Annotated in this window: 8 protein-coding genes; 5 read left to right on the plus strand and 3 right to left on the minus strand. The window is 75.7% G+C overall.

All coding sequences use genetic code 11. From position 1 onward, the window contains the following. Window positions 1-245 precede the first annotated feature (245 nt). Entirely contained in the window at window positions 246-854 is a 609-nt protein-coding gene (locus HGCM_RS08205; protein WP_019136368.1) for a hypothetical protein, read from the plus strand. 10 nt (window positions 855-864) lie between these two features. Here HGCM_RS08205 and coaA read toward each other — a convergent pair whose 3' ends face one another. Then, window positions 865-1,833 carry a type I pantothenate kinase gene (gene coaA / locus HGCM_RS08210; RefSeq protein ID WP_019136369.1) on the minus strand — a complete coding sequence of 323 codons (969 nt, stop codon included), beginning with the start codon at window positions 1,831-1,833 and terminating at the stop codon, window positions 865-867. A 74-nt stretch (window positions 1,834-1,907) separates the two neighbouring features. Here coaA and glmS point away from each other — a divergent pair, with 74 nt between their 5' ends. The 3 genes from glmS to HGCM_RS08225 are packed head-to-tail and all read left to right on the plus strand — an operon-like array spanning window position 1,908 to window position 4,452. Further along, window positions 1,908-3,764, plus strand: a complete 1,857-nt coding sequence (glmS, locus tag HGCM_RS08215; RefSeq protein ID WP_019136370.1) for a glutamine--fructose-6-phosphate transaminase (isomerizing) — start codon at window positions 1,908-1,910, stop codon at window positions 3,762-3,764. Further along, the gene (locus HGCM_RS17535; RefSeq protein ID WP_019136371.1) at window positions 3,764-4,102 is read left to right on the plus strand and encodes a MazG-like family protein; all 339 of its coding nucleotides are present in this window, start codon (window positions 3,764-3,766) and stop codon (window positions 4,100-4,102) included. The genes glmS and HGCM_RS17535 overlap by 1 nt, the downstream gene beginning before the upstream one ends. Beyond that, complete coding sequence (locus tag HGCM_RS08225; protein ID WP_019136372.1) at window positions 4,099-4,452, plus strand: holo-ACP synthase; 354 nt, start codon at window positions 4,099-4,101, stop codon at window positions 4,450-4,452. Before HGCM_RS17535 ends, HGCM_RS08225 begins: the two co-directional genes overlap by 4 nt. 92 nt (window positions 4,453-4,544) lie before the next feature. Here HGCM_RS08225 and HGCM_RS08230 read toward each other — a convergent pair whose 3' ends face one another. Next, window positions 4,545-5,537, minus strand: a complete 993-nt coding sequence (locus HGCM_RS08230; RefSeq protein ID WP_019136373.1) for an LLM class F420-dependent oxidoreductase — start codon at window positions 5,535-5,537, stop codon at window positions 4,545-4,547. A 43-nt stretch (window positions 5,538-5,580) separates the two neighbouring features. Further along, window positions 5,581-7,221, minus strand: a complete 1,641-nt coding sequence (locus HGCM_RS18800) for an OmpA family protein (RefSeq protein WP_019136374.1) — start codon at window positions 7,219-7,221, stop codon at window positions 5,581-5,583. 128 nt (window positions 7,222-7,349) lie between these two features. Here HGCM_RS18800 and HGCM_RS17545 point away from each other — a divergent pair. Continuing rightward, the coding region (locus tag HGCM_RS17545; protein ID WP_019136375.1) for an NAD(P)H-hydrate epimerase at window positions 7,350-8,376 on the plus strand (1,027 nt) is incomplete at its 3' end.

Genomic DNA, 8,376 nt, shown 5'->3' on the forward strand with positions numbered 1-8,376 from the left:
TCGCCGGAGCCCGGCCCGGCGGCCGGCGAGGTGCCGCCGGCCGCGGCGCTCGGGACGGCGGGTCCGGTCACGGATCGCTCACGATCCGGGGCTGCCGGCTAACGATCCGGTATCGACGTCGGAATCACCCTTCACCGCTGTCTACGCTGCTGTGACGGATCGGCGCCGGAGCCGCTCCGCCGCGCGGCCCCGTCGCCGCGCGCGGCGGACGGAAGGTCTCCGGCCCGCCACCGCAGGGGGCTCGGATGGGTGCAGCACGGTCGACGCGCGCGCGTCGGCGCGTCCGCGCGCCCCTCGCGGGGATCGTCGCGCTGGCACTCCTCGTCGGCGCGGCCGTCGGCGGCTGCTCGTCCGGTGCGCTGCCGTCCGCCGCGCCCGAGCCCGCGGCCACCGTCCCGACGGCCGACTGCCTGGCGCCGCAGGTGCTCGCCGCGCTCGGCCTCGGCCAGGCGGCCACGCCCGCGCCCGACGCGCCGTCCCCCGGGGCGGTCCCGGACGGCTTCGTCGCGACCAGCGTGCTGGCCTGCGCCGACGGCGGCGAGCTGCTCGACTCCTCGGGCACGTGGACGTCGGTGCGCGCGAGCCGCCTCGAGGGGGACGTGGCGGCGCTCGTCGTCGCGCTGCGGCTGCCGTCGGCCAGGGCGAAGGCCGCCGCGTCGTGCCCGGCCGAGGCGGCCGCCGCGCCCCAGGTGTGGCTCGTCGACGCGCTCGGCACCGCCGTCCGGCCGGAGCTGCCCACCGACGGGTGCGGCCGCGTCCGGGCCGAGGTGCGGCACGCCGTCGACCGGCTGGAGGCGACGGACGTCGTCAGCTACCCCGTCGCGCTCGTGACGCCCTCGGCGCCGGCCGGCTGAGGCCGCTCCGTCAGAGCTTGCGCAGGCGCACCCGCTCGACGGAGTGGTCGGGGCCCTTCGTGAGCACGAGCGTCGCCCGGCTGCGCGTGGGCAGGATGTTGGCCTCGAGGTTCGGCGCGTTGATCGTGTCCCAGATGTGCTCGGCGCGGTCCGCCGCCTCCGCGTCGGACAGCGACGCGTACCGGTGGAAGTACGACTCCGGCTGCGCGAACGCCGTCTCCCGCAGGCGCAGGAACCGGTCGACGTACCAGGTGCGCACGTCGCGCGTGCGGGCGTCGACGTAGATGGAGAAGTCGAAGAAGTCGCTCACCGCGAGGTTCGAGGCCTCGCCCGCCGACGCGCGCGCCGGCTGCAGGACGTTGAGGCCCTCGACGATGAGCACGTCGGGGCGGGTCACGACGATCTCGCGGTCCGGGACGATGTCGTAGGTGAGGTGGTCGTACACCGGCGCGCGGACCTCCTCGCGCCCCGCCTTCACCTGCGAGACGAACCGCAGGAGCGCCCGCCGGTCGTACGACTCGGGGAAGCCCTTGCGCTGCATGAGGCCGCGGCGCTCGAGCTCGGCGTTGGGGTAGAGGAACCCGTCCGTCGTGATGAGCTGCACGTCCGGGGTGGCGGGCCAGCGGGCGAGCAGCTCGCGCAGGACGCGCGCCGTGGTCGACTTGCCGACGGCCACCGACCCCGCGACGCCGATGACGAACGGCGTCGTCGTCAGCTCCTCGCGCAGGAACGTCGAGGACGCCTGGTGCAGCCCTCGGGTGGCCGCGATGTACAGGTCGAGCAGCCGGGAGATCGGCCGGTAGATCGCGTCGACCTCCGCGAGGTCGATCGGGTCGCCGAGCCCCGCGAGGCGGTCGACGTCGGCGGCGGTGAGGGGCAGCGGCGTCGAGGCGGACAGCCGGCGCCACGCCTCGCGGTCGAGGTCGACGAACGGCGAGGACGAGACGGTGTTCGCGGTCAGGCGCGACGACGACGGCACGCGACGATTCTGCCGGACCGCCGGGGCGCCCGCCGCCGCCGGGGTCGCCCGACGCGGCCGATAGACTCGCCGCCATGTGTGGGATCGTCGGGTACGTCGGGAGTGCGACCGCCAGCGAGCGTCCGCTCGAGGTCGCGATCGAGGGGCTCCGCCGCCTCGAGTACCGCGGGTACGACTCCGCGGGCGTCGCGCTCGTCGGGCCCGGCGGGTCCCTCGAGGTCGCGAAGAAGGCGGGCAAGCTCGCCAACCTCGTCGAGGAGCTGGACGCCCGCCCGCTCGCCGCCGCGACGGTCGCGATCGGCCACACGCGCTGGGCCACGCACGGCGGCCCCACCGACGCGAACGCCCACCCGCACGTCTCGGGCAAGGTCGCGGTCATCCACAACGGCATCGTCGAGAACTTCCACGTCCTCAAGGACGCGCTGCTGGCCGACGGCGTCGAGTTCCGCTCCGAGACGGACACCGAGGTCGTCGCGCACCTGCTCGCGCGGGCGTACGACGCGACGAAGGACCTCACGACCGCCATGCAGCAGGTGGCCCGCACGCTGCACGGCACGTTCACGCTCCTCGCGGTGCACGCCGACGCGCCCGACACGGTCGTGGGCGCCCGGCACGACTCGCCGCTCGTCGTCGGCCTCGGCGACGGGGAGAACTTCCTCGGGTCCGACGTCGCGGCGTTCATCTCGCACACCCGCGACGCGCTCGAGCTCGGCCAGGACCAGGTGGTGACCATCACGCCGACGGCGGTCGAGGTCACGACGTTCGCGGGGGAGGCCGCGGAGGGCCGCCACTACACGGTCGACTGGGACGCGGCGGCCGCCGAGAAGGGCGGCTTCCGCTCGTTCATGGACAAGGAGATCCACGACCAGCCGCAGGCGGTCGCGGACACCCTGCTCGGACGCACGGACACCCGCGGCCGGCTCGTCCTGGACGAGATCCGCATCGACGAGTCGGTGCTGCGGGCGGTCGACAAGATCGTCGTCATCGCCTGCGGCACGGCGGCGTACGCGGGCCAGGTGGCCAAGTACGCGATCGAGCACTGGTGCCGTGTGCCGGTCGAGGTCGAGCTCGCCCACGAGTTCCGCTACCGCGACCCCGTCGTCGACGAGCGCACGCTCGTCGTCGCGGTCTCGCAGTCGGGCGAGACGATGGACACGCTCATGGCCGTGCGGCACGCGCGCGAGCAGGGCGCGAAGGTGCTCGCCATCGTCAACACCCACGGCTCGACCATCCCGCGCGAGTCCGACGCCGTGCTCTACACGCACGCGGGGCCGGAGATCGCGGTCGCGTCCACCAAGGCGTTCCTCGCGCAGATCACGGCCGCGTACCTGCTGGGCCTCTACCTGGCGCAGCTGCGCGGCAACAAGTACGCCGACGAGGTCACCGAGATCCTCGACGAGCTGCGCGCGATGCCCGAGAAGATCCAGCAGGTGCTCGACCGGGCCGGCCGCGTGCGGGAGATCGCGCGCTGGATGGCCGACACCCAGTCGGTGCTGTTCCTCGGGCGGCACGTCGGCTACCCGGTGGCGATGGAGGGCGCGCTCAAGCTCAAGGAGCTCGCCTACATCCACGCCGAGGGCTTCGCGGCGGGCGAGCTCAAGCACGGCCCGATCGCGCTCATCGAGCCGGGCCAGCCCGTGTTCGTCGTCGTGCCGTCCCCGCGCGGGCGGGACTCGCTGCACTCGAAGGTGGTCTCCAACATCCAGGAGATCCGGGCCCGCGGCGCGCGCACCATCGTCATCGCGGAGGACGGCGACGAGGCGGTGCGCCCGTTCGCCGACGAGGTGTTCTACGTGCCGCAGACGCCGACCCTCCTCGCGCCGCTGCTCGCGGTGGTGCCCCTGCAGGTCTTCGCGTGCGAGCTGGCGACCGCCAAGGGCCTCGACGTCGACCAGCCGCGCAACCTGGCGAAGTCCGTCACGGTCGAGTAGTGGACCTCGCGGCGGCCCAGCGCGAGATCGAGACGATCTCGCGCGTCTACGGCCGGCTGTTCGACGTCGAGCGCACGGACGACTGGCTCGTCCTCAAGCTGCACGAGGAGGTCGGGGAGCTCACCCAGGCGTTCCTCACACGCTCCGGCCGCACGCGCGACCGGGGCGTGAGCGCCGGCGAGGCGGACGAGGCCGTGCGCGACGAGCTCGCCGACGTGCTCGCGCACGTGCTGCTGCTCGCGGAGCGGTTCGGCGTCGACCTGGAGGAGGCCCTCGAGGCCAAGTGGTTCCGGTACCGGCACCTCGTCACCGACGCGGACCGCGAGGAGCGCGCGTGATCGTCGGGGTGGGCATCGACGTCGTCGACGTCGCGCGCTTCGTGGCGACGCTGCACCGCGTCCCGGCGCTGCGCGAGCGGCTGTTCACGCCGGAGGAGCGGGAGATGCCGGAGACCTCCCTCGCGGCGCGGTTCGCGGCCAAGGAGGCGATCGCGAAGGCCCTCGGCGCGCCGCCGGGCATGCGCTGGCAGGACGCGACGGTGCGCCGGATCTCGGGCAGCGCGCCCGTCGTCGAGCTCACCGGCACGGTGCTGGCGCAGGCCGACCGGCTCGGGGTGTCGCGCTGGCACCTGTCGATCTCGCACGACGCGGGGATCGCGTCCGCGGTCGCGGTGGCCGAGCGGGACTGAGCACGCCGCACACGGAGCACGCCGATCCCGGAGCACGCCGCACCCGGAGCAGGCCGCGCGCCCGCCCGGCGGGCGCCGGGCGGGCGCCGCCGTCACAGGTCCTTGACGGCTGGGGCGACCTGCTGCTCGAACAGCTCGATGCTGCGCCGGTCGTACGCGGCGTCGGCGAAGTACGTGATGGCGTAGCGCAGGCCGAGGGTCGACAGGTGCTGCAGCCGCTCGACGACCTGCTCGGGAGTGCCGACGAGGTAGCCGCGGCGCAGCTCCTCGGCCTGCTGGGCGGCCTTCTCGGGCACCGTGAGGCTGAGGTGCTCCTCGATCCAGGCGAAGCGGTCGTCGACCTCCGCCTCGGTCTCGCCGATGACGACGTTGTAGTTGGCCGACCGGACGATCTCCTCGGGGTCGCGGCCGATGGCCGCGCAGTGGTCGGCGAGCACGCGGGACTTGTGCGTGAACTCGTCGGGAGCGCCCGCGAAGTTCGTGTACGCGGCGTGCTCGGCCGCGATCCGCAGCGTCTTGGTCTCGCCGCCGCCGGCGATCCACAGCGGCGGCCCGTCGACCTGCAGCGGCAGCGGGGACAGCTGCGCGCCGTCGACCGTGTAGTGCTCGCCCGCGAACGTCGCCACGCCGTTGGTCCACATCTGCTTCATGATCTGGACGCCCTCGTCGAGCATCGCCAGGCGGACGCCCGCGCGGGGGAAGCCGTAGCCGTACGCGAGCCACTCGTGCTCGTACCAGCCGCCGCCGATGCCCATCTCGACCCGGCCGCCGGAGACGATGTCGGCCGTCGTGGCGACCTTCGCCAGGTACGCCGGGTTCCGGTACGCCATGCACGTGCACATCTGGCCGAGGCGGACGCGCGACGTCACCGCGCCGAACGCGTTGATGAGGCTCCACGCCTCGTGCACCGCCTCGCCGTTCGGCTCCGGGACGGAGTGGAAGTGGTCGTAGACCCAGATCGACTCCCACACGTCGCCCTCGTCGGCGTGCTGCGCGAGGCCCTTCATCACCCCCCAGTGGTCGCGGGGCTCGATGCCCGTGAGGTCCTGCCGCCAGCCCTGGGGAACGAAGAGTCCGAGTCGCACGGCAGCACCGTACGCCGGGCGGGCGGCGAGCGCCGGGTGGGTCTCAGCCGTCCTGCACGGGCACGTCGGTGAGCCGGAACGGCGGCCCGCCGAACTCCCGCCCGCCCTGGCGCTCCTTGACCAGCTGGGGGGAGTCGAGCGTGACCGACCGGGCGCCCGGGACGTCGGGCCAGACGACGGTGACGACCTCCCACGCGCCCGGGTCCAGCCACCCGACGACCTGGTCGGCCAGCGGGCGGCGCGCGTCCTTCACGCTCGCGCTGCCGACGAGGTAGTCGACCGGGTACAGGCGGCGCGCGCCGTCGAGCAGCGTCAGCTTCGTCGCGGCGAACTGCAGCGTGGGCGTGAAGGCGCCGCGCGCGTCCCACGCGCCCGCCGCGAACGTGCTCACGCCGGTGAGCGCCTTCGGGCCCGCGTTCGTGACCTCGAGCTCCCCGACGAGGAAGCGGCCGAGGCGGCGCACCTCGGTCAGCCGGACGTCGAGCGTGGCGTCGCCGTCCTCGACCCGCACGCCCGTGGGCCCGGGGGCGGTCGGCCCGTCGGTCGCGGGCAGCGTCCCCGCCGACGGGCCGGGGGTCGGCGCGTCGTCCGCCTCCGGTGCCGCGGGCCCCTGCGGGACGAGCACCAGCTCGACGCGCCGGTTCAGCTGGCGGGCCCGGTCCGAGCTGCCGGAGGCGACCGGCTGCGACTCGCCCCGGCCCTCCACCCGCACGTCGAACGCCCCGAGGTCGACGAGGGCGGCGAGCCGCTTCGCGACCGCCCGTGCCCGCTTCACCGACAGCGCGCGGTTGTACGCGTCCGTGTCGACGTCGTCGGTGTGGCCGACCACCGTGAGCGTGCCGCCGTCGTACCCGGCCAGGTCGGACGCGGCGCTGCGCAGCGCCGCGTCGGCCTTCCGGGAGAGCGCGGCGGAGTCGCTCGCGAACAGCACGTCGGCGCTGACGGCCGTGACGACCTCGTCGGCCTCGGTGCGCGTCCGCACGTCCCCGCCCTCGCGCTCCTCGTAGGTGGTCAGGGGGCTCACGGGCAGCCGGTCGACGGCGTCGCCGTCGATCTCGTCGACGGGGACCGTCAGCGTCCCCGCCTCGGCGGCCGGGACCACGGGGACGCCCTCGACCACGCCGCCGCCGGGGAGCATGACCGTCGCGGTCGGGGTGGTGGGCGCCGCGAAGACGGCGTGGACGATCGTCACGCCGTCGCCGGCCGCCGCCTGCGCCGCCTCGGAGGCGGGCCCCTCGTCGCCGGTCGGGTGCGTGACCACGGCGTTGCCGGTGTCGTCGACCGCCACGGTCGCGACCGTGCCGGCGACCAGGTCGAGCAGCCGCACGCCCGTCGGCCCGAGGCCGGAGAACGGGTCGTCGAACGCGGACAGCAGCTCGGACCGGCTCGTGCGGGCGGCGATCCGCAGGACGCCCGTCCGGCCCTCGACCGCGACGGGCCCGACCTCGACGTCGACCGTCCGTCCGCGGAGCGCCACCGGGACGGTGACGGTCAGGGCGGGGGCCGAGGGCGACGCGCTCGGGCCGCCGCCGGCTGGCGCCGTCCCGGCGTCCGTCCCGCTGGGCGCGGGGTCGGGGGCGTCGCCCGTGCAGGCCGTCAGGCCGAGCACGACGGCCACGGCGCCCACGACGAGCCCGGCCCGCGCGCGGCGGGTCGGGGGGCGGCGGGACAGGGCGTGCGGCATGCGTCCTCCGGGTCGTGTCGCGTCGTCGGTGCACCGACCGTAGCCAACCGCGGCGGCGCCGCTGCGCGTCGGGCCCTGCGGACGGCCGGGCGCTCGCACGTCGGCGCGCGGCGGGCCAGGATGGACGCGTGCACTCGTCCTGGTCGTCCGCGCAGGTCAGAGCGGCCGAGGAGCCGCTGCTGGCCGCGGGCGTGCCGCTCATGGAGCGGGCGTCGTTCGCGCTTGCGGGTGAGGTGCGGCGCGAGCTCCTGCGCCGGCGCGGCACGGTGCGGGGCGCCGCGGTCACGGTGCTCGCCGGCCCCGGCAGCAACGGCGGCGACGCCCTGCACGCCGGTGCGCTGCTCGTGCGGGCGGGGGTGCAGGTGGTCGCCGTCGCGACGGCGGACCGGGTGCACGAGGGCGGGCTCACCGCGCTGCATCGCGCCGGGGGACGGGCGCTGCGCCTCGGACCTGACGCGGGTGGCCTGGGGGGTGTCGGCCTGCCGGAGGCGGCGGAGCTCGCCTCCCGCGCCGACGTCCTGCTCGACGGCCTGCTCGGGATCGGCGCGACGGGCGCCGGGGTGCGCGGCGCCGCGGGCGAGCTCGTCGCGGTGCTGGCGGAGCGGTGGCCGCCCGGGACGCCCGAGGACGGGCGGCCCTGCGTCGTCGCGGTCGACGTCCCGTCCGGCGTGGGCGTCGACGACGGGACGAGGGCCGGTCCCGTGCTGGCCGCGGACCTCACGGTGACGTTCGGGGGCCTCAAGCCGGCGCTCCTCGTGCCGCCGGCCGCCCGCGCCGCCGGCCGCGTCGAGGTGGTCGACCTGGGCCTCGACCTCGCGGGACGAGCGGCGGTCGTCCGGCTCGAGGACGAGGACGTCGCGGCGCTGTGGCCCGTGCCGGGACCGGAGGCGCACAAGTACACCCGCGGCGTGCTCGGCGTGGTCGCCGGGACGCGGCGCTACCCGGGCGCCGCCGTGCTGGCCTCGACGGCTGCGGTGCTCGCCGGGCTGGGCATGGTCCGCTACGTCGGCGACGTGGGGCCCGAGGTCGTCGCCGCGCGGCCGGAGGTCGTCGTCGGGGAGGGCCGGGTCCAGGCGTGGGTCCTCGGCCCGGGCGTGGACCCGGACGACGCGGGGCAGCGCCGCCGGGTCGACGCCGCGCTCGTCGGCGTGCGCG

This window comes from Cellulomonas massiliensis JC225, from assembly GCF_000312005.1.
Taxonomy (GTDB): domain Bacteria; phylum Actinomycetota; class Actinomycetes; order Actinomycetales; family Cellulomonadaceae; genus Cellulomonas; species Cellulomonas massiliensis.

Excerpts from the sequence above, each read along its gene's own strand:
- HGCM_RS08205 (WP_019136368.1), top strand. The coding sequence starts at position 246 with ATGGGTGCAGCACGGTCGACGCGCGCGCGTCGGCGCGTCCGCGCGCCC.
- glmS (WP_019136370.1), top strand. The coding sequence starts at position 1,908 with ATGTGTGGGATCGTCGGGTACGTCGGGAGTGCGACCGCCAGCGAGCGT.
- HGCM_RS18800 (WP_019136374.1), bottom strand. The coding sequence starts at position 7,221 with ATGCCGCACGCCCTGTCCCGCCGCCCCCCGACCCGCCGCGCGCGGGCC.